Annotated in this window: 18 protein-coding genes and 1 pseudogene; 11 read left to right on the top strand and 8 right to left on the bottom strand. The window is 56.2% G+C overall.

Annotated elements, in window-relative coordinates; translation table 11 throughout:
- Positions 1–173 precede the first annotated feature (173 nt).
- Positions 174–1,526: an OprD family outer membrane porin gene (locus ACP3PW_RS09925; RefSeq protein ID WP_426416540.1), complete on the top strand. Its 1,353-nt coding sequence runs from the start codon at positions 174–176 to the stop codon at positions 1,524–1,526.
- Between the two features lie 300 nt (positions 1,527–1,826).
- On the opposite strand, the gene ACP3PW_RS09920 is transcribed toward ACP3PW_RS09925, so the two are convergent.
- Positions 1,827–2,168 (bottom strand): HU family DNA-binding protein, encoded by a 342-nt coding sequence (locus ACP3PW_RS09920; protein WP_426416539.1) that lies wholly within the window; start codon positions 2,166–2,168, stop codon positions 1,827–1,829.
- Positions 2,169–3,025: 857 nt separating this feature from the next.
- Here ACP3PW_RS09920 and ACP3PW_RS09915 point away from each other — a divergent pair.
- Positions 3,026–3,226: pseudogene (locus ACP3PW_RS09915) on the top strand (cold-shock protein); the annotation flags it as partial.
- A gap of 99 nt (positions 3,227–3,325) precedes the next feature.
- On the opposite strand, the gene ACP3PW_RS09910 reads toward ACP3PW_RS09915, so the two are convergent.
- From ACP3PW_RS09910 to ACP3PW_RS09900, 3 genes are all read right to left on the bottom strand, one after another.
- The gene (locus tag ACP3PW_RS09910; RefSeq protein WP_426416538.1) at positions 3,326–3,577 is read right to left on the bottom strand and encodes a SlyX family protein; all 252 of its coding nucleotides are present in this window, start codon (positions 3,575–3,577) and stop codon (positions 3,326–3,328) included.
- A 5-nt stretch (positions 3,578–3,582) separates the two neighbouring features.
- Positions 3,583–4,011, bottom strand: a complete 429-nt coding sequence (locus ACP3PW_RS09905; protein ID WP_426416537.1) for an HIT domain-containing protein — start codon at positions 4,009–4,011, stop codon at positions 3,583–3,585.
- 308 nt (positions 4,012–4,319) lie between these two features.
- Positions 4,320–5,924, bottom strand: coding sequence for an ABC-F family ATPase (locus ACP3PW_RS09900; protein WP_426416536.1), 1,605 nt, complete (start codon positions 5,922–5,924; stop codon positions 4,320–4,322).
- 241 nt (positions 5,925–6,165) lie between these two features.
- On the opposite strand from ACP3PW_RS09900, the gene ACP3PW_RS09895 reads away from it, so the two are divergent.
- Both ACP3PW_RS09895 and ACP3PW_RS09890 read left to right on the top strand, forming a co-directional pair.
- Entirely contained in the window at positions 6,166–7,890 is a 1,725-nt protein-coding gene (locus ACP3PW_RS09895) for a proline--tRNA ligase (protein WP_426416535.1), read from the top strand.
- A gap of 65 nt (positions 7,891–7,955) precedes the next feature.
- The gene (locus ACP3PW_RS09890; protein WP_426416534.1) at positions 7,956–8,510 is read left to right on the top strand and encodes a lytic transglycosylase domain-containing protein; all 555 of its coding nucleotides are present in this window, start codon (positions 7,956–7,958) and stop codon (positions 8,508–8,510) included.
- 10 nt (positions 8,511–8,520) lie between these two features.
- Here ACP3PW_RS09890 and ACP3PW_RS09885 read toward each other — a convergent pair whose 3' ends face one another.
- Positions 8,521–8,796 carry an acylphosphatase gene (locus ACP3PW_RS09885; RefSeq protein ID WP_426416533.1) on the bottom strand — a complete coding sequence of 92 codons (276 nt, stop codon included), beginning with the start codon at positions 8,794–8,796 and terminating at the stop codon, positions 8,521–8,523.
- 51 nt (positions 8,797–8,847) lie between these two features.
- Positions 8,848–9,306: a TlpA family protein disulfide reductase gene (locus tag ACP3PW_RS09880; RefSeq protein WP_426416532.1), complete on the bottom strand. Its 459-nt coding sequence runs from the start codon at positions 9,304–9,306 to the stop codon at positions 8,848–8,850.
- Positions 9,307–9,414: 108 nt separating this feature from the next.
- Between ACP3PW_RS09880 and ACP3PW_RS09875 the strand changes: the two genes are divergently transcribed.
- Positions 9,415–10,956 carry a hypothetical protein gene (locus tag ACP3PW_RS09875; RefSeq protein WP_426416531.1) on the top strand — a complete coding sequence of 514 codons (1,542 nt, stop codon included), beginning with the start codon at positions 9,415–9,417 and terminating at the stop codon, positions 10,954–10,956.
- 79 nt (positions 10,957–11,035) lie between these two features.
- On the opposite strand, the gene ACP3PW_RS09870 is transcribed toward ACP3PW_RS09875, so the two are convergent.
- Positions 11,036–12,280, bottom strand: coding sequence for a virulence factor BrkB family protein (locus ACP3PW_RS09870; protein ID WP_426416530.1), 1,245 nt, complete (start codon positions 12,278–12,280; stop codon positions 11,036–11,038).
- Positions 12,281–12,399: 119 nt separating this feature from the next.
- On the opposite strand from ACP3PW_RS09870, the gene arsC reads away from it, so the two are divergent.
- The 6 genes from arsC to ACP3PW_RS09840 are packed head-to-tail and all read left to right on the top strand — an operon-like array spanning position 12,400 to position 16,397.
- Positions 12,400–12,753, top strand: a complete 354-nt coding sequence (gene arsC, locus ACP3PW_RS09865) for an arsenate reductase (glutaredoxin) (protein WP_426416529.1) — start codon at positions 12,400–12,402, stop codon at positions 12,751–12,753.
- Positions 12,753–13,361 carry an NAD(P)H:quinone oxidoreductase gene (gene wrbA / locus ACP3PW_RS09860; protein WP_426416528.1) on the top strand — a complete coding sequence of 203 codons (609 nt, stop codon included), beginning with the start codon at positions 12,753–12,755 and terminating at the stop codon, positions 13,359–13,361. The genes arsC and wrbA overlap by 1 nt, the downstream gene beginning before the upstream one ends.
- Positions 13,358–13,750: a DUF2069 domain-containing protein gene (locus ACP3PW_RS09855; RefSeq protein WP_426416527.1), complete on the top strand. Its 393-nt coding sequence runs from the start codon at positions 13,358–13,360 to the stop codon at positions 13,748–13,750. Before wrbA ends, ACP3PW_RS09855 begins: the two co-directional genes overlap by 4 nt.
- Before the next feature lie 7 nt (positions 13,751–13,757).
- Positions 13,758–14,495, top strand: a complete 738-nt coding sequence (locus tag ACP3PW_RS09850; RefSeq protein ID WP_426416526.1) for an ATP-binding cassette domain-containing protein — start codon at positions 13,758–13,760, stop codon at positions 14,493–14,495.
- Positions 14,496–15,836, top strand: coding sequence for an ABC transporter permease (locus ACP3PW_RS09845; protein WP_426416525.1), 1,341 nt, complete (start codon positions 14,496–14,498; stop codon positions 15,834–15,836). It begins immediately after the preceding gene.
- Positions 15,837–15,878: 42 nt separating this feature from the next.
- Positions 15,879–16,397 (top strand): DUF3299 domain-containing protein, encoded by a 519-nt coding sequence (locus ACP3PW_RS09840; protein WP_426416524.1) that lies wholly within the window; start codon positions 15,879–15,881, stop codon positions 16,395–16,397.
- Between the two features lie 38 nt (positions 16,398–16,435).
- Here ACP3PW_RS09840 and hda read toward each other — a convergent pair whose 3' ends face one another.
- Entirely contained in the window at positions 16,436–17,128 is a 693-nt protein-coding gene (gene hda, locus ACP3PW_RS09835) for a DnaA regulatory inactivator Hda (protein WP_426416523.1), read from the bottom strand.
- Positions 17,129–17,134 lie beyond the last annotated feature (6 nt).

Below are 17,134 nucleotides of genomic sequence, written 5' to 3'. Positions count from 1 at the left end.
CGTATAACGACCTCCGCCTTGACAGCCTTCATCCACTGGCGTAAATATCAAATGGTTTATTGACAGTCGCCTGCCAGGGGATGCCTAGGCCTGCCAATAACCTGACGAATGTTACGAATTTAGCGCCAGATGCACGATGGCGCGCTAGTTAGTCATACAAAGGAGTGGACCCTATGAGCCTATTTAACAAACCCCTGCTTTCTGCAGCGATCGCTGCGGTTATTTCCAGCACCAGCTGCTCGGCCAGCGCCAACGCGATCGAGGACAGCACCCTCGACATCAAACTGCGTAACGCCTATTTCAGCAAAACCGACAAGTACGGTGGATACGAGCATAACGTGCTGGGGGAAAAGAAAGAGATTCGCCAGTGGGCGCAGAGCGCCGAGGTTAACTTTGCCTCGGGCTATTTTGGCACCGATAATTTCGGTATAGGGGCGGATGCTTCCTACTACGGCGCGGTCAAGCTTGCCGCCGATAAGAAATCAAACACAGGTGGTGACCTACTACCCCAGGGTGACAGTGGAGACATCAACAACTATGGAAAATTGGCCCAGGGTTTCGCCAAACTCAAAGCCTTTGACATGGTCAACCTGCAAGCGGGGCGCATGAAGCTGGATAACCCGATTCTGGCCAGCTCCGGTTCTCGCCTGACCCCCAGCACCTTCGAGGCTGCCCTGGGTAGCGTTGATGTTGCCGGTTTCCATATCTGGGCGACCCGAATCAACGAGTGGTCCAAGCGGAACCAGAGTGGCTTCAAGGACTTCTTCACGGGGGATGGCAGCGTTGATATCGACAACGCAACCGCCTACGGCGTCAGCTATGAGCACGAAAGCGGGTTAGGGTTTGAAGTCGCCCAGGGTAATACCAAGGACTTTATCGAAAAGACGTTTGCCAACGTCTACTACAGCTTCGACCTGGGCGGCGACCGCAGCCTGGATCTCGACGGCCAGTACTACACCTTCGAAGATGACGGCAAGCTCTGGACCGACAACAACGCCCTGACCAGCACCAGCAAAGCCGACAAACTCGACTCGACAACCTATAGCTTACGAGCCGCCTACACCACCAAGTGGTGGGACCTGGCGCTGACCTATACCAAAAACAAGGATGACAAGGCGTACTACTACATGAGCGGTGGCGACCACGGTACCACCTACCTGTACACCTCCATGATCATCTCTGACTTTTTGGCCAAGGAGGAGGATGTCTACCAGATCGCGTTCAACTATGACTTTGGCGTACTGGACCTTCCCGGTTTCAACGCCGGCTACAGCTACACCTACGGTAAGGATGGCGAGTTCGTGGATCGCAACGATCCCGCTAACGGTAAAACCTACAACGAGTGGGAAAGCGAGTACATCCTGAGCTACACCGTTCAGGAGGGCCCCTTAAAGGACCTGAGCTTCAAGTACAGCTACGCTAACTACAGCAACAATGCCCCGGCAGCGCGCAGTGTAGATACTTTCGACGTTATCGAGCAGAGCGACAACCGCTTCTACGTTGACTACACTCTCGCCGTATTTTGATGCTGAAGTAATCTCAAGCTGACGTAAGGGGTTGCTCAGGCAACCCCTTTTTTTGGCCTCGCCGTCGGGCACCCGGTACTGCCCTACCCCCACCACTACCAGTGTGGCTATAGCCTGATTCGCCACCTGCACCGGGATTAGCGGCTCTGGCGGGGATAACAACGAGCAATAACGCCGATCCTATACGGTGCTGAAAGATCTGCGCCTGAGTGGAGATAACGCAAGATAAACGCCCTGCGTCTAACAAGCAGACATAAAAAAACTCTCCGAGGAGAGTTTTTTTATGTGCCAAGCGCCGGGTTAGCTCAGCGCAAAATCTTTTAACTTCTTCAGCGGACGCACCTTTACCTGGGTAGTGGCGGGCTTGGCCTTGAACATAGTCTCTTCGCCGGTAAAAGGGTTAATACCTTTACGGGCCTTTACGGCAGGTTTTTTAACCGTGGTGACCTTGAGTAGCCCGGGCAGTGTGAACTCGCCACAGGAACGCTTTTTGATATGACGCTCCATAAGAACCGATAACTCATCCAGCACGGCGGCCACCTCTTTCTTACTTAGCCCTGTATTATCGGCAATTTCACCCATAATCTGGGTTTTTGTATAGCGCTCTTTTAACGCCGTGGTTTTGCGTTTCTGCTCTGCCATTCTATTCACTCCCCAAGAGTTGTTTTTCGTTGTGCCGCAACGCCCGCTTCCTTCGGGTTGGCCGCCGCTTATATATCGCAGTCAGGTCAAAAAATATAATACACACTCACCGACAAAGCACCCTCTTTTTCGTGCATTTGCGCCCATTTATTGATTTGAGGTTGGCTAAGCGTTGCGGTTAAATAGAGCTGTCGCGCTGGGTAACGATTTTCTACTGTATTCATCCAGCGGGTACCCATAAACATAACAGCTAAACAAGACCGACTCCGCTACGACGGAACGACGGGACCTTCGAAAAATTCGAACTCACCCGATGGGGCACCTCTGGATGTTTAACGTTCAGGGACCGGCAGCGCTTATTCCTTTCGCCTGTCCGTTGCCCTCCCGCCGCGCGGTCGGACATTCACAAGGTGTGTTTCCTAATGTTGCTAAAGTATTGTCATCTCATCCTTGGCCTGGTGCTTATGTTGCTAGGCCTGTTAAGCGGCAGCCTGCTCTCGGCGCTGTATCCGCAAGTCTACCCCGGCTACTCCGCAGGAGAGCTATTGGCCCAACCCACAACGCTGCTGCTGATTACCGTGGCTTGTGCCAACCTGTTACTGGGGATTTACTACTCAAGTGAGCGCAGCACCATCCAGCGGGCGACGGCAGCTATAGGCTCGCTGCTGATTCTGGTGGCATCCATCATGGTCGCAGCCGAGCGCTTTGGTCGCCTGGATGAGGCGCTTAACATCCAGCTTTTAGCCTTGGCGGCGTGGCTTATGGCCGCAGGCGCCTGTGCGCATCTGTTATCACGCCAAGGCTGGCTTAAGCGAATCACCGCCCCGGGTATCAAGGGCAAGCGCGTGAGCAGCGGCCGTGAAGAGGGTGAGGTAAAGTGGTTTAACGTCTCCAAGGGCTTTGGCTTTATTACTCGCCAGTCCGGAGACGATATCTTCGTCCACTTTCGCTCCATCCGTGGCGATGGCCACCGAACACTGGCCGACGGCCAACGAGTTAGCTTTGTCGTTACCCAGCGTGAAAAGGGGCTACAGGCGGAGGATGTGGCTCCCCTTTAAGTCAGGACCAAGCAACGCTCAACAGCAAAAAGGCAGGCGCAATGCCTGCCTTTTTTACTCACTCCCCGGTTTTTTTGCCCTCAGGCGCTATCCAGCCGTTCAATAATGAGGGGGACGCTGATCCGGGACTTCATCACCGAGGGTGTCGGGCAACGCCTCAAACCGCTTTCTCAGGTATTGAAGTTGCTCCTCCAAGCGGTCAATCTGCTGCTGTTGACGCGTAACCACCCTATCCAGCGCCTGAATCGTATCCTCCTGAAACGCCAATTGGGTTTGCAGCTCCACCAACTGATGGCGAGTCGACTCAGGTGCATCGTCACGGGGCGTAAGTGGTGAGGTCTGTTTTGACATGATTTCTATCCTGCGAACTCCAGGTGGGCGGTAAAGACGACCTTAAGTCGCTCCAGTGTTTCTTTTATCTCTTCAGGGGTATAGGGCTGCGCTTTCGCAGCCCCCCACACCGGTGCTGGCCAGGCCGCGTCGCTCTCATACCGAACCACATGGTGCAGATGCAGCTGGCGCACCATATTCCCCAGCGCGGCCACATTCATTTTGTTGGCTGAATAGAGGTCTTTCAGCTTTTCGCTGACGTAACAGGACTCCCACAACAACTGCTGCCGATCCTCGTTACCGAGCTGAAATATCTCCTCCACACCGGCTCTTCGAGGCACCAGAATAAACCAGGGGTAACTGCTATCGTTCATCAATAACAGGCTACACAGTGGAAATTCACCGACAGTCAGGGTATCGCGGCTCAATTGGGGATCGAGTTGATAGTCATCCATAGCTTCGCGCCTCAAGGTAATGGAGTGAAGGTGGCGTTGGGGAGATCAAGGGTCGCCGATATCACCGAGCAGGCCGCGATTATGCCAGAGTTACGCATCGCTTTCGTTACCCAAACGCCATAGGCTTCAAGCCTGTTGCGAAAAAGTATAGATCAGATGCGCCATACCGAGCCTGTACGGCATGACCGCGCCACATCCCGAATCAACAACACGCAGGGAACAACATCAACAAGGCCAATGCCCGAGCAGGAACTGTCGTTGTGTTAACGAGATAACAACTCAGTAAGCGCCGCCCCATAGCAGCAGGTTTACGCGACCCTCAATACCTGATCCAGACTGGCAAGGTATTCCTCATAGGTACCCTGAAAGTCCACCACTTTATGCTCCTTGATCTCAACCACACGGGTCGCCAGAGAGGAGACAAACTCGCGGTCGTGGCTGACAAAGATCAAGGTGCCATCCCACGCCTTGAGCGCCTTGTTCAGGGCTTCGATCGCTTCCATATCCAGGTGGTTGGTCGGCTCATCCATTACCAGTACATTGATATTGAGCATCATCAACTTACCAAACAGGAGCCGGTTTTTCTCGCCACCGGAACAGACTCGGGCCTTTTTATTAAGCTCATCGGCGGTAAATAGCAGGCGGCCCAACAGGCCTCGTACCATCAAATCGTCGTGTTTAGCGGTGCGCCACTGGGACATCCAGTCAAACAGGTTCAGGTCGCAGTCAAAATCATCGGTACTGTCCTGGGGACAGTAACCGATGGTGGCGTTGTCCGACCATTTAATGACCCCCTGATTGGCTTTCAGGTCATCAATCAGGCAACGCAGAAAGGTGGTTTTACCGGCACCGTTGGCGCCGATAACGGCGAGTCTGGCTCCCGCTTCCAGAATCAGGTTACCGTCGTTGAACAGGGGCTTATCGTCGTAGCCATGGGAGAGATCCTCCAACACCAAGGCCTGACGGTGAAGTTTCTTGTCCTGCTTAAAGCTGATCGAGGGCGTCATGCGGCTGGATGACTTCACCTCGTCCAGCTTGATCTTGTCCATTTTCTTAGCGCGTGAACTGGCCTGCTTGGCTTTCGATGCGTTGGCGCCAAAGCGGTTAACGAAGGCCTGCAACTCGTCGATCTCGGCACTCTTCTTCGCATTTTCTGCCAACAGCTGCTCCTGAATCAACGAAGACGCCGCCGTAAACGCTTCATAGTTACCCGGATAGATACGCAACTCACCGTAGTCGATATCGGCCATGTGGGTGCAAACCGAATTCAGAAAATGGCGGTCGTGAGAGATAATGATCATCGTACACTTACGCTGGTTAAGCACCCCTGCCAACCAGTTGATGGTATGAATATCCAGGTTGTTGGTCGGCTCATCCAGAAGCAGGATGTCGGGGTTGGCGAACAGCGCCTGCGCGAGCAAGACCCGCACTTTCCAACCGGGGGCGACTTGCTCCATCGAGCCAAAATGATATTTTTCTGCAATTCCGGCTTCCAGCAAAATATCACCTGCGCGGCTTTCGGCACTGTAGCCATCCATCTCGGCAAACTCGATTTCGAGATGCGCTACCTTGATGCCGTCCTCTTCGCTCATTTCGGGCAGCGAATAGATACGATCACGCTCCTGCTTTACCTTCCACAGCTGCGTATCACCCATGATAACCGCATCGACCACGCTGTACTCTTCAAAAGCAAACTGGTCCTGACTCAAGGTTCCCACCGTGTACCCCGGAGTAATGGAGATATTTCCGGACGTCGGCGCCAGCTCACCACTGAGAATCTTCATAAATGTAGATTTTCCGCAGCCATTCGCGCCAATCAGGCCATAACGATTGCCGTTACCGAATTGGGCTGAGATATTTTCAAACAATGGCTCGGCGCCAAACTGCATGGTGATGTTCGCGGTGGATATCAAAGGAGTATTCCTGGGGGCTTACAGGTGGAGGGGGTTGCCCGACAGCGCCGCCGTCAGGCGAACACGAAGGGGTGCGCACTATAAAGAGTCGGGGCCCGAATGTCGAGCTTACCTGTACATTAAACGCACAAACAAGCGGCTACCCCTGGCGCTGATTAAAGCAGAATTAACCACAGGTGATGCATTCACCTTTGAGCCACCGTAAAATAGCTCTTTTTTGACCGACAGCGGATCCTACCCTATGCGCACAACCCAGACTTTCATCCCTACCCTCAAGGAAACTCCCGCCGATGCGGCGGTAGTCAGCCACCAATTGATGTTGCGGGCAGGCATGATACGCAAACTCGCATCCGGCCTTTACACCTGGCTCCCCCTTGGACTGCGTACCCTGCGAAAAGTGGAGCGCATTGTGCGCGAGGAGATGGACCGCAGCGGAGCGCTGGAGCTGTTGATGCCGGCGGTTCAACCGGCCGAGTTATGGCAGGAATCGGGCCGCTGGCAACAGTATGGTCCCGAGCTGTTGCGCCTGACGGACCGTCACCAGCGTGAATTCTGTGTAGGCCCCACCCACGAGGAGGTGATCACGGATATCGCTCGCAGTGAACTCAACAGCTACAAGCAGCTGCCGGCCAGCTTTTATCAGGTACAAACCAAGTTTCGTGATGAAATTCGCCCGCGTTTCGGCCTTATGCGCGCCCGTGAGTTTATAATGAAGGATGCATACTCCTTCCACGTAGACCAGGCATCTCTGCAAGAGACCTACGAACGAATGCACGACACCTACTGTCGCATCTTCGATCGACTGCAGCTCGATTACCGTCCTGTGGAAGCCGATAGCGGATCCATCGGTGGCACGGGTTCCCACGAGTTCCACGTGCTGGCTTCATCCGGCGAAGATGCCATCGTATTTAGCGACTCCAGCGATTACGCGGCCAACATCGAAAAAGCCGAGGCGCTTGCCCCCATGGGCGAACGCCCTGCCCCTGGTGCAGAGATGGCCCTGGTCGATACTCCCAACGCCCACACCATCGCAGAACTGGTGGAGCAGTTTAAATTACCTATCGAGCAGACCGTCAAGACCCTGATCGTTGCCGCCAGCGATGAGTGCGATGAAGCGTTCGTCGCGCTGCTGGTACGGGGCGACCATGAACTCAACGAAATCAAGGCTGAAAACCTGCCTGAGGTCGAAAGTCCCCTGCGCTTTGCCACTGAGGCGGAAATTCGTGCCACCCTCGATGCGGGCCCCGGCTCTCTGGGGCCGGTTAACCTACCACTGCCCTGCATCGTGGATCGTACGGTCGCGAAAATGGCCGACTTTGGTGCCGGAGCCAATATCGAAGATAAGCACTACTTCAATATTAACTGGGGTCGCGACACCAGCGAGCCCCAGGTTGCGGACCTGCGCAGCGTAGTGGAGGGCGACCCGAGCCCTTGCGGTCAGGGCACCCTGATGATCAAGCGCGGCATCGAGGTGGGCCATATTTTTCAGCTAGGAGAAAAGTACAGCAAAGCGTTGAACGCCACCGTCCTTAACGAGCAGGGTAAAGACGTTGTGATGACCATGGGCTGTTACGGTATCGGAGTGTCCCGCGTGGTGGCCGCGTCCATCGAGCAGAATCATGACCAGCAGGGCATCATCTGGCCCGACGCCATTGCCCCCTACCAGATCGGCATCGTGCCCATGCAGATGGACAAGTCCGAACGAGTGCGCGAAACCACCGAAAAGCTCTACAATGAGTTGCAGGCCGCTGGCTTCGACGTGCTGCTTGACGATCGTGACAAGAAAACCAGCCCCGGCGTCAAGTTCGCTGACATGGAATTGATCGGCATTCCACACCGTCTGGTGATCGGCGAACGCGGGCTCAAGGAGGGTAAAGTGGAATACAAAAACCGCCGCCAAAGCGAAAAGCAGGATATTGAGCTCGATTCGGTGCTGGCGTTCCTGCAGCAGCAGATCCGCTCCTGATCCGCCCCGAAGCGAGCGCTAGCGTGAAACGGAGAGGGATACAGAGCCAGGTTTGCAGCCACCTGATGGTGCTGCTCCTGCTCTTTGCCCCCGCCACGCTTTACGCGCAGGAGAGATCGGTAGATCAGGAGCTAAGAACACTCCTGATCACGACCGTCAATAGCGCCGATAGTTTTGACGACCGCTTCGACGCTCAGGTCTGGCTACTGGATATGTCGAACCGCTTGCAAAGCCGTATTCCGGATCATAACCGCCGCCTCGACCTGCTGCGGCAAATTCACCGCGAAGCCATTCGCGCCGAGCTGCAGCCGGAACTGGTGATCGCCTTGATTCAGGTGGAGAGCGGTTTCAACCGCTACGCAGTATCCTCGGCCGGGGCCCAGGGTTTGATGCAGGTTATGCCGTTCTGGAAAGGTGAAATCGGTCGCCCCGAAGATAACCTGACCGATATCGCCACTAATCTGCGTTATGGCTGTACCATCCTCGCCTATTACCTCAAGAAGGAAAAAGGCAACCTGATTCGAGGCTTAGCCCGTTACAACGGCAGTCTCGGGAAAACCTGGTATCCGGAACGGGTCATGACCGCCTGGTACGACCACTGGTACGTGCACGAGTCCTGATACAGAGCTTTTATCCTGTCGTAAACCCCACCACAGCGATGGGCGCCGCAGACTCGGATTCTACCGACTGAACTTTGGCCAGCGGCGGCCCCTGATGCAACCATTGCTCCAGTGCGGCCACCGCAGTCGGTGCGCCACACATCAGCACCTCGACATCACCATTGGGCATATTGTGGGCCCAGCCATCAACCCCCAACTGCCGCGCCCGCTTCTGGGTCGATGCCCGAAACCACACCCCCTGCACTTTACCCCTCACCAGGGCTCTGCGGCATACTTGATCATCCATTTTGATCACCCATTAACTCTCTCCCTGATCGCCCTGCGCAAAGCAACCCGCTCACTGGCTCTGGCCAGCCTTATGTTGTGCGATCACTGCCAGCAATCCGGCCTCGGTTTGAGGACCCAGGCGCTGCTCCACAACCCGCCCGGCGGGGCTCAGGATCCAACTGGCAGGCAGCCCAACCGGTGGCTTACGACTCAATGCAGGCGCGGGATCTCTATCCAGTACAGGGAACTGGATACCCATATCCTCAATCTGCACGGCCAGCTCTGCAGCAGTTTGAGCGCCATCGAAGGACACGCCCAACACTGTTACCCCATTGGAGGCCCGATGCAGGCGATTCAACTCTGGAATCTCCACCCGGCACGGCTCGCACCACTGGGCCCAATAATTGACCACAACCCAGCCGCCCTCGGGGCGTGACAGGTCGATGCGGTTGCCATACTGGTCATAAAAACCGGTTTCGCTACAGCCAATACTCATTAGACAACAAACAGCGAGAAGAACTATTCTCATATCAAGCGCATTTTTCGGCCAGCCATGCGACGCTTAGTTACCCTAGGTTGTCACATGTTACATAGCCAGGGTGGGCAATGGAACAGCCTATCTGGCAAGGATTGCAACATGAACCTCAATAATCCAGAGCTGCATACTCCTGCTCGGGAGATATCGCGCAGCACCCTGTTTGAAGCAACCCCCAAAGCGGTAAAACGCAAACTGCAGGAGTTGCCCCTCGGAAATATCCCCGAAGCCCTCATAGAGTGCACCAGAATACTATCCCTGCTCAACCGCACCCAGGTCGCGCTCAACGATCGCATTGGCATTATGCAAAGCTTCGACTACAGCTACCGAATATTTGAGAGCTATTACCGCCCCAGCATATCCATCAAGTACCTGCGCCCCAAGAAAATGGAAGAGGTCGCGAGCATGATGCAGCTCAAGGAGGAGCTGGCCATCGGCTACAAGATTATCCTGCAAGAGTCCCTGAAGCATCACAACAGCGGACGAGACCTGGCAAGCCATATCTATATGAGCCTCTACTATCTAGGGCACTGCCTGCTGCACTGCTACGATAACTTCCAACAACCTCCTACCTATATCTGGAGCGAAGTTAACCAGCTCTACTTTCTGGCAGAGTCCCGTCACCTGCACCAGGTCACCGCCGGACAGGCATTCGAGCCGGTAACGGCAAACACCACCGGCGACCTGTTCAAACAATTACTAATGCTGGAAGGCGCCAATCCGTACCACCTCAACAGCGGCGAACACTGGGTGCTTTACAACTATTTGGGGCACTGGTCAAAATACGTAATGCTCGACAGAAATTATCAGGAGCAGGGTTCTGACCACTACTTTATGGTGGATCTTAACCTTTCCGACAAACCCTTTAGCAACCACAGTCACCAACCCACCACGTCGGCAGAACTTCGGGTCATCAACAGCAATAAGCTGATCTCATTAACCGAGCAGCATATGAATACCCTGGTATCCGGCAGCAGCAGTACGTCTATTGGGATGCCTGCCTCGATCAACACCGATCACGCCATTGATCTTTTGCATCAGGCCTGCGACAGCTGGAAACAGCTTAACTACCGGCAGGACCTTAGGATTCCGGTCAATGCCATGGCCGGCCTCGTGTGGGGAATTCATAGCATCCATCATCAGCTATCCCCCCTCTCGGTTGATGCCGACCCGCACAACCAGCACAAGACCACGGGAAAAATGATGAATGAGAGTCATGGTGGTTTTTGCCTGCGCTTGCCTCGTAGCGATCAACAAAACCTCTATAACGGCCAGCTGGTCGCCATGCGCAGTGATCGCCAATCCCACCCCCACTGGATTCTGGGTATCGTACGCTGGCAGCAGTGCACCTCCAACGAGAACAAACTGCTAGGTGTAGAGTACATTCGTGGCGCTGTTCGCCCTATCAAATTACGCGCCCAGGATCGGCCTGGACCGGGTGAAAATTATCGTACCGGACTGCTGGTAACCCAGCGCAATAATGGCCGTCAGCAACACAGCGTGCTCGCTGCAAGCGGCATCTACAATACAGGCCGTGAGATGCACCTCGATGTTCCCCAACAGGGAAAGCAATACGATGTGCGCGCCTCAGAGCTACTGACCCGCACTCCCCTGATCGATCGTTTCAGTTTCAAAGCCGCCTGAGTTTTCGGCAAAGATCCTGCCACAGCATTAACGTCAGGGGCCGCCCAACGCTTAACAGGCGTAGCGTTGGCGGTTACGTTCAGGACTGCTCAGGCTCAGCCGCCAACCCCGTTCCAAACAGGATCGACAGCGGCATAGAGAACTGCTCGCGCCCCGAAGAGTCGAATTGCTGCAGCTGCTCCAGTAACCGGATCAGCCAGTCGGGCAGGGGCTCCCTGATCGCCTTTAGTGATTCAACGGGAGGCATCCCCCAGGGCAACGCCCGTATTAGCGGCCAAAATTCGACCGTTGCCAGATTGCGCGAAAGGGCCCACGCCCCCTCCTGATCTTCACGCAGCAACCCTTCATGGGCCAGTGCCCGACAGCAGCACTCCCACTGTTCCATGCTGATCGGACGCCGTTGCTGATAGCTTTCACGGCTCATCGATTCGCCTTTGGCGAAGCTATCGTCAAACGCCTCCAACACCAACAGTGCCTGCAGGGTATTGGGCAGGGGGTGGCGGATCATAATGGCCTGCAGGTCTCCGAGACTGCGCACCATCTCGGCTCCAAACAGCACAATCACCCACCCCAGATAGATCCATAACAGAAACAGCGGCACCGCAGCGAAGGCGCCGTATATGAGCTGATATGATGGAGACAATGAGATAAACAGCGCAAACATCGCCTTCGCCAGCTCCAGCAGCAACGACACCACCACGCCTCCGAGAAGCGCATGGCGAAACAACACCTTACGATTCGGCACCGCCATATAGATCAGGCAAAATGCCGCCACGCTCATCAGAAAGGGCAGCACCCGAAACAGCCAGCTACCTAGTCCCAGCATCTCGGTGGTGTCGTTGAAGAGCTTAAAGGATGCGACATAGGAGGTGAGCACAAACCCCAACCCCAGTAGCAGGGGACCGAGACTCAAGATGGCCCAATAGAGTAAAAAGCCAGCCAGCCCACGCCGCCCATGCTCAACCCGCCAGATGGCGTTTAACGCGCTTTCGATACTGCGTAGCATCATATAGGCGGTCACCACCAGAATGGCAATACCCACCGCGGTGAGTTGCCTGGCCTGCCGCGAAAACCCCTGCAGGTACTCCTCCACGGTCGCACCCGCCGAGGGCACAAAGTTTTGGAACACAAAGGCCTGTATCTGCTCTCCCACGCCGTTAAACGAGGGGATTGCCGACAGCATGCTGTAGGTCACCGTCATCATCGGCACCACAGCAAACAGCGTCGTATAGGTAAGTGCTGATGCGCGCTGCAAGCATCCATCTTCGGAAAATCGCTGCTGCAGATAGCGTAAATAGTGCAGTGCGCTCTCACTCTTACTCATACTGGCCTTTCTCCATCCCTGTCAATCGTTCTAGAATAGCTAACCTGACCATGACTCGACCCCGACACCAGGGGTCGAACTGGTTGCTTTCATCATGTCACGGGAGAGGTTACCCAGCAATGTCCGACGTTGTCATCTATCACAACCCGCGTTGTTCCAAATCGCGCCAGACCCTTCAACTTCTTGAAGAGCAGGGAATCACTCCATCGATTGTGCTTTACCTGGAGACCCCTCCCGACGCCCAGCAGCTGAAAACACTGCTTGGCCAGCTTGAATATACCTCCGCGCGCCAATTAATGCGTACCGGGGAAACCGAATACAAGGAGCTGGGACTCAATCAGGCCGACCTGCCAGAGGCGACCCTGATCGATGGCATGGTCAAGTGCCCTCGCCTGATCGAGCGCCCCATTGTGGTTGCCGGAGGACGCGCCAAAGTAGGCCGTCCACCGGAATCCGTATTGGAGATTCTCTGATGTCCCAAGCCTACATCCTGGTGCTCTACTACAGTCGCCATGGTGCCACCGCCGAGATGGCTAAAACGATCGCCCTCGGGGTCGAACGCGAAACCGGCATGGAGGCGCGCCTGCGCACCGTACCGGCGGTTTCTGCACTCTGTGAGGCCACGGAACCCGACATCCCGGCCGAGGGGGCCATCTACTGCAGCGAAGAGGATCTGCGCAACTGCGCCGGCTTGATACTGGGAAGTCCCACCCGCTTTGGCAATATGGCGGCCCCGCTCAAATACTTTATCGACGGCACCAGCGCACTGTGGTTAACCGGCGCCCTGATCGATAAACCTGCAGCGGCGTTTACTTCGACCTCCAGTCTCCACGGTGGTCAGGAGAGCACCCTGCTCAGCATGCTGTTGCCACTGCTACACCACGGCATGGTTTATTGCGGCATCCCCTACAGTGAAAGCGCGTTAATGCGCACCAGCAGCGGGGGAACGCCCTATGGAGCGAGTCATCATTCGGGAGCCGACAACGACCGCTCAATCAGCAGCGATGAGCAGGCGCTATGTATGGCACTAGGCCAGCGGGTTGCGCGCCTGGCCGGACGCCTGCAGGGAGATATTTCATGAGTCCCGACCCTTTGCAGCGCAATGCCGATGGCGCCCTGTTGATGAGCCGGGTACTGTACTTCGCGATCCTGACAATTATCACCCTCTGGACCTTTATCATCGACCCGCCTAAGGTGGATCACCTGCTGAGTGTTTGGCTGGTACAAGCGGTGCCCCTGATCCTGTTCCTGCCGGCGGTGTTAAGTGGTGCCCCTAAAGCCCAGGCCTGGCTCTGCTTCGTGGTGCTGTTCTATTTTACTGCCGGCGTACTCAACACCTTCGCCGCCCCCACCGAAGCCTTTGGCTGGCTGGAGTCTATTCTCAGCGCCCTGCTGTTTTGCAGCTCCATGATGTACGTACGCTGGAAATACCAGCTGATCAACCGCACCCATACCCACACCCAACAGTAGAAAACCCATGACCTCAGCAAACCCACATAAACCAGCGCCGGTGATCGCGCTATCGGGGGTCCGGTATTCATGGCCTGGCCATGACCCTGTACTGGATATAGAGCAGCTCGACATCACCGCCGGGGAGCGAATTCTGATTCGGGGCCCCAGCGGGAGCGGAAAAACGACTCTTCTGGGGCTACTCGGTGGAGTGCTGTTGCCCGACGCTGGTTCGGTATCGGTGCTGGGGCAACCGTTGCAGGAGATGGGCAACGCGGCCCGTGACCGTTTTCGCAGCGATCATATCGGCTACCTGTTCCAGATGTTTAACTTACTGCCCTACCTGTCGCTGGTAGAAAACATTCTGCTGGCAACACGCTTTAGCAAACAGCGCAGACTACGGGCGCTCAGTAGCTCCCCCACCCTGGAAGGCGAAGCGCTGCGGCTATTGGAGCATCTGGGGTTGGGCGCCGATCCCCGCATGCTGGGGCGCGCGGTCAGCGCACTGAGCATCGGCCAGCAGCAGCGAGTCGCCGCCGCGCGCGCCCTGATCGGTGCGCCGGAGCTGATTATCGCCGATGAGCCTACCTCAGCGTTGGACTCCGAGTCTCGCGAGCGCTTCCTGCGACTGCTGTTCGATGAGTGCGCCGCGGCAAACTCTACGCTGCTATTTGTCAGCCATGACCGCACGCTGGAACCGCTCTTTTCCCGGGTTATCGACCTGCCGAGCCTCAACAAAGCACAGATCGTCCCGGAGGAGTCTTAAATGTCGACACTGCTTCTTGCCTGGAAAAGCCTGCTAAACCGCCGTACCACAGCGCTTTTGACTCTGTTCTCCATCGCCATCAGCGTCAGCCTGCTGCTGGGAGTGGAGAAACTGCGCACAGAGGCGAAGCGTGGTTTCACCCAAACCCTCTCCGGCACAGACCTGATCGTGGGGCCGCGTACGGGGCCCATTCAACTGATGCTCTACTCCATTTTTCGCATTGGCGATGCCACCAATTCGATCTCATGGGAGAGTTATGAGAGGATCGACGAGCACCCCCAGGTGGCTTGGTCAGTGCCGCTATCGCTGGGCGACTCCCACCGCGGCTATCGCGTGCTGGGCACTAACGACAGCTACCTGGAGCACTACCGCTACGCCAATCGACAACCCCTCAGGGTCGACAAGGGCGCCTGGTTCAGCGACCTCCATGACGCAGTGATTGGGGCCGAAGTTGCCCGTGCACTAAACTACCAGCTTGCTGATTCGCTAGTGCTGGCCCACGGCACGGGGCGTATCAGTTTCGCAAACCACGATGACCAACCCTTTCGGGTTAGCGGTATATTGGCCCCCACAGGAACCCCGGTCGATCAAACCATCCACGTCTCGCTGCCGGCCATTGAAGCGATTCATAACGGTTGGGAGAGCGGTGCAGCCCCGGCAACCTCCAGCCAGGTAGCAACAGATCAGCATCAGGCCGATGAGCATGAGCATGAAAATGAACATGAAAATGAGCATGAAAATGAACATGAAAATGAACATGAAAATGAACACGAACATGGGCTGGAGCCCGGAAGTATCACCGCCGCCCTGGTCGGGTTAAAATCCCGCGTCGCAACCCTGTCGGTGCAGCGCGAGATTAACCAGTATGAGGCCGAGCCCCTGCTGGCGATCCTGCCCGGCGTGACCCTGAGGCAACTCTGGAGTTTGATCGGCACAGCGGAAAAGGCACTGCTGGCGATCTCGGTATTTGTCGTCATTGCGGGCCTGGTCGGTATGCTAACCAGCCTGCTGGCCTCACTGAACGAGCGCCGGCGCGAGATGGCTATCTTACGCGCCCTTGGCGCTCGCCCGAGACATATATTCACCCTCATGCTGAGTGAATCTGTATTACTGGCCGGGGCAGGAAGCGCACTGGGACTAGGGCTTCTCTACCTGTTACTACTGGCGGCGCAGCCTATAGCCAGCGGGCTTTACGGCATTCACCTCCCGATTACGGCGCCCGGATTCTACGATCTGGCCATTATCGCGGCGGTGGTTGGAGGCGCCCTGATGATGGGGCTTATCCCTGCATGGCAAGCGTATCGACACTCACTCAGCGACGGCTTGAGCATTCGCACCTGACAAACGCCGCTACATTAACGACCACTCGCGGAGGAGACCCCGATGAATCGCCCCCTATTACTGTTAATGAGTGTTCTGCTCCCCATCACCTGCCTGGCCGATGCCCGTACCCTCGATTGGCTAGACCTTGTGCCCCAAACCCAGGTAGAGGCGGTTCTGGCCGAACGCAACGCCAACTACCACGACCTGGCGGCCATGACCGAGCAGATGATCGAGGAGGCCAAGGCTCGTATCGAGGGGCTACAACGCAGCCCGCAACTGGTGGCCGAGCTGGACCAACAGCGGGTTCGCATTCCGGGTTATGTGGTTCCCCTGGAGTTCGGGGATGACGAAATAATTCGCGAGTTACTGCTGGTGCCCTATTTCGGCGCCTGTATTCATGTACCCCCTCCTCCCCCCAACCAGATCATCCATGTCCGCTATCCCGAGGGGCTTTCTGCCGATGCCCTCTACGACCCCTTCTGGATTGAGGGAGTATTAAGCACTCAGGGCTATGAGTCGGAGCTGGGAATGGCAGGCTACTCGATGACAGCCGATAGTATTGAGCTATACAGCGAGTAGGGAGCGTCGGTTAAGCAGGCGCTGCTGCGCCGTCCCGACTACCACCCCATTACCTGCTTGATAAAGGGTAGGGTAAGCCGCCGCTTATCCCGCAGCGAGGCACTATCGAGTTGTTCCAGCACTCCAAACAACGCACCCATGCCGCGTTCGCTGCGCGACAATATATAGCGCGCCAGCTCATCGCTCATCTCCAGCCCCCGATTCCGAGCGCGCAAGATCAGGGCCTCGCACTTGTGCTCATCATCCAGCGGCTGCACCTGAAACACCAATCCCCACCCCAGGCGGGAGACCAGATCCGGGAGCTGGACCCCCATATTGGCCGGCGTCTGCCGCGACCCCAGTAGGAGCCGGGTTCCGCTATCGCGAACACGATTAAAGAGGTGAAACAGCCCCTCCTCCCATGCCATCGAGCCCGCTACCTGCTGCAGGTCATCGATGCACACCAGATCCAGATTTTCCAACCCCTCCAGCAGCGAGGCGGGATAATCCCCGAGTTCAAGCAGGGGCAGGTAAACGCTACTTTGAGCCGCCTGGTCGGCCTGATGGCAAGCGGCTTCCAACAGATGACTAACCCCCACGCCGGGATTGCCATAAAGATAGAACAGTGGCTCCTGCTCTCCGCGTTTTGCAAGCCGGGGATCAAGCATCGCCATCAAAGCACCGTTATCGCCAGCGACGAAGTTATCGAAGGTCGCCTCATCGCGCAGGCGAATGCCCAAGGGTAATTGCACAGGGTG

The sequence above is a fragment of the Aestuariirhabdus sp. LZHN29 genome (assembly GCF_049985285.1).
Taxonomy (GTDB): domain Bacteria; phylum Pseudomonadota; class Gammaproteobacteria; order Pseudomonadales; family Aestuariirhabdaceae; genus Aestuariirhabdus.
Note: the sequence above shows the minus strand (reverse complement) of the source record. Positions and strands in the feature narration are given on the sequence as shown.

What these genes read in the sequence shown, in the direction of transcription:
- ACP3PW_RS09925 (WP_426416540.1), top strand. Translation starts at nt 174, where the DNA reads ATGAGCCTATTTAACAAACCCCTGCTTTCTGCAGCGATCGCTGCGGTT.
- ACP3PW_RS09920 (WP_426416539.1), bottom strand. Translation starts at nt 2,168, where the DNA reads ATGGCAGAGCAGAAACGCAAAACCACGGCGTTAAAAGAGCGCTATACA.
- ACP3PW_RS09910 (WP_426416538.1), bottom strand. Translation starts at nt 3,577, where the DNA reads ATGTCAAAACAGACCTCACCACTTACGCCCCGTGACGATGCACCTGAG.
- ACP3PW_RS09905 (WP_426416537.1), bottom strand. Translation starts at nt 4,011, where the DNA reads ATGGATGACTATCAACTCGATCCCCAATTGAGCCGCGATACCCTGACT.
- ACP3PW_RS09895 (WP_426416535.1), top strand. Translation starts at nt 6,166, where the DNA reads ATGCGCACAACCCAGACTTTCATCCCTACCCTCAAGGAAACTCCCGCC.
- ACP3PW_RS09890 (WP_426416534.1), top strand. Translation starts at nt 7,956, where the DNA reads ATGGTGCTGCTCCTGCTCTTTGCCCCCGCCACGCTTTACGCGCAGGAG.
- ACP3PW_RS09885 (WP_426416533.1), bottom strand. Translation starts at nt 8,796, where the DNA reads ATGGATGATCAAGTATGCCGCAGAGCCCTGGTGAGGGGTAAAGTGCAG.
- ACP3PW_RS09880 (WP_426416532.1), bottom strand. Translation starts at nt 9,306, where the DNA reads ATGAGAATAGTTCTTCTCGCTGTTTGTTGTCTAATGAGTATTGGCTGT.
- ACP3PW_RS09875 (WP_426416531.1), top strand. Translation starts at nt 9,415, where the DNA reads ATGAACCTCAATAATCCAGAGCTGCATACTCCTGCTCGGGAGATATCG.
- ACP3PW_RS09870 (WP_426416530.1), bottom strand. Translation starts at nt 12,280, where the DNA reads ATGAGTAAGAGTGAGAGCGCACTGCACTATTTACGCTATCTGCAGCAG.
- arsC (WP_426416529.1), top strand. Translation starts at nt 12,400, where the DNA reads ATGTCCGACGTTGTCATCTATCACAACCCGCGTTGTTCCAAATCGCGC.
- wrbA (WP_426416528.1), top strand. Translation starts at nt 12,753, where the DNA reads ATGTCCCAAGCCTACATCCTGGTGCTCTACTACAGTCGCCATGGTGCC.
- ACP3PW_RS09855 (WP_426416527.1), top strand. Translation starts at nt 13,358, where the DNA reads ATGAGTCCCGACCCTTTGCAGCGCAATGCCGATGGCGCCCTGTTGATG.
- ACP3PW_RS09850 (WP_426416526.1), top strand. Translation starts at nt 13,758, where the DNA reads ATGACCTCAGCAAACCCACATAAACCAGCGCCGGTGATCGCGCTATCG.
- ACP3PW_RS09845 (WP_426416525.1), top strand. Translation starts at nt 14,496, where the DNA reads ATGTCGACACTGCTTCTTGCCTGGAAAAGCCTGCTAAACCGCCGTACC.
- ACP3PW_RS09840 (WP_426416524.1), top strand. Translation starts at nt 15,879, where the DNA reads ATGAATCGCCCCCTATTACTGTTAATGAGTGTTCTGCTCCCCATCACC.